Origin of the sequence: Methanosarcina sp. UBA5 (assembly GCF_002505485.1) — an archaeon.
Classification (GTDB): Archaea; Halobacteriota; Methanosarcinia; order Methanosarcinales; family Methanosarcinaceae; genus Methanosarcina.
In genome coordinates this window covers 612-3045 of the sequence record NZ_DAVG01000133.1, presented here as the reverse complement: position 1 = coordinate 3045, position 2434 = coordinate 612, and the positions used below count along the sequence as shown (strand labels likewise).

Below are 2434 nucleotides of genomic sequence, written 5' to 3'. Positions count from 1 at the left end.
GATACTGGGTGTATGAGGGATGCTGATAAAGCAAAGCCTGACATGGGCCGGTAGATCAGGGGAAGATCGCTACCTTGGCATGGTAGAGGCCTCGGGTTCAATTCCCGACCGGTCCATTTAATAACTTCTAATAGTCCTAATTAATACTACTATTTTTCAAATTCCTTTTTACATTTATTTGCACTTATAAAAGCAGGTAGTAGCTAGAAACTTTCCACCTTTCTAAATATCTCTTCTAGGAAGATCGTCGCTCGTTAAGATTTAATGCTCTCCAAGGAAACTAGCAAGCTTAGCAGCCTGAACAGACTTACAGGTCCTTATATAACAAACGGATAGAAGCATCAGTCTATTAATTGTTGTAAAGGGCTCTTGATGTCTGATTATTTTCTTCTTTGACTGTGAACCTTATAGCAAATTCGGTTCCAGCATTTCTTTTCAGTTCAAGTTCTCCATCTAACTGATCTACAAGGGTGGTTATCAGTTGAAACCCAAGACTATCAAGATCTTTAATATTAAGGTTTTCAGGAATACCAACACCATTATCTGAGACGGTAAGAATAAAACTGATACTCTTATTGCCTTCTTTTTTGTTTTCTCCATTCTCGTCTCTATGGAGTTCGATTTGAATTTCTCCTCTGTCTCTGCCCTGAAATGCATGTTTGAGAGAATTGGAAATGAGTTCATTAACAATTATTCCTAGCGGGACAGCAACATCCATATCAAAGAATGCATTTTCTTCCAGATTCATGTTCAAGTGGATATTTTTACTTTTAAGGCTGTAAGTCTGGAATAGATTTTCAGCTAATTTTCGCAGGTATGCCGAAAATCCCAGCGTATTGGTTCCTTTGCCTCTATAAAGTTCTTCGTGGATGAGAGCCATAGATATAACTCGGTTCTGGCTTTCCCTGAAAGCCTCAATAACTTTCAGGTTATCGAACTTATCAGCTTGAAGATCGAGGAGAGAAGAGATAACCTGCAGGTTATTTTTTATCCTGTGGTGGATTTCTTTCTTACGGGCAATCTCGAGATTTGCCAGGGCTTCTTCTGCCATTTTCTTCTCTGTAATATCCTGAATTATTCCTTTCGCTCTGATTGGGTTATTATTCAGATCAAGAATAACTTCGCTCTCCGCATGAACTATACGCTCTTCTCCACTGGCTGTAATAATCCTATAATCAATGCCAAGGGGCTTTTCGTTTAAAGCTCTCTTTATAGCGTTGTCCACATAACCTCGATCTTCGGGGTGTATATAATTTAAAAATTCATCGTAAGTTGCACTTGATTCATGAAGATTACACCCAAAAATCCGATATATTTCATCAGACCAATATGTTTCACCAGTTAAAAGATCCCAGTTCCAGTTTCCAATATTAGCCATCTTTTGAGCTTCAGCAAGCCCTTTCTCGCTTTCTTTCAATGAATTGTAAGCCTTTTCAAGCTCGACAGTTCGTTCTTTAACTTTTTCTTCTAGACTCTCATGCACCCTTTTTAGAGCTTCTTCCGATCTTTTCCTCTGCAGAGCCTGCGTCACCGCCGGGGCAATAGCTTCAAGATCCTCCTGCTGCTCGCAGCTATAGCCACCTTCACGGTTTGCAACCGCGATCAAACCCATCGTTTTCCCATCCTGGACAAGGGGCACGCCAAGAAACGACGTTAGAGGTGGATGACCAGATGGCAAGCCGATACTGTCGGGGTGTGACTGCGGATCGTTAGTAAAGAAGCTTTTTTCTTTGATAATGACACTGCCGTATAAGCCATGGACAATAAAATCACTCGGGGGACGGCGATGCCCTGTCTTGTCGTACATAAGGCACTGTTCCCATGCCAGCTCGCTTTTTGCAACATCGTGCAGAAGCCCGTCGTCGTCCATTTCGTTAATAATACCAAACTGGCTGCCGGTAACTTCCAGGGCTACAGACAAACATGCATTTCCGAGTTCTTCTTCTGTTTTTGCCTGTACTACATTATTGAATATCTGATTAATTCCCTCAAGAATATGGTTGTATCTGCGAATTCTATGCTCTTCTTGCTTTTGCTTGGTGATATCACGAGCAATGTAGATCTTCCCAATGAGTTTTCCTTCCGAATCATATAATGGCGAGGTGCTTACTAAGAAATTACCACCGAGACAATCCTCGCAAATCTCTGCGGTGTGTTCAGCTCCATCCTTAAGCAACTGTCGGTGTGGGCAAAAAGAAGGTGACTTGTCTGTCCCATGGATAACACGATAGCAGGTTAACCCTATGCACTCTTCCGGTGTCACCCCCAATCTTGCCGCAATGGCTTTGTTCGCACGAACAACTTTATATTTATCGTCGATTATGGCTACCAGGTCTGGTACAGCATCAAAGGTATATCTCCAGTTTTTTGCAGCTTGAATAGCTTCTTTTTCAGCCCTTCTCCTTCCGGAATTTTCTATTCGCTCCCATTTTCC

Annotated in this window: 1 tRNA gene and 1 pseudogene (1 of these 2 running past the window's edge); one reads left to right on the top strand and one right to left on the bottom strand. The window is 41.8% G+C overall.

Annotation, left to right across the window (positions count from 1 at the left end):
* Nucleotides 1–44 precede the first annotated feature (44 nt).
* Nucleotides 45–116 (top strand) — tRNA-Ala (locus BP621_RS16635).
* 233 nt (nucleotides 117–349) lie between these two features.
* Here BP621_RS16635 and BP621_RS16630 read toward each other — a convergent pair.
* Nucleotides 350–2434 (bottom strand): annotated as a pseudogene (locus tag BP621_RS16630) (MEDS domain-containing protein) (it continues 494 nt past the right edge of the window).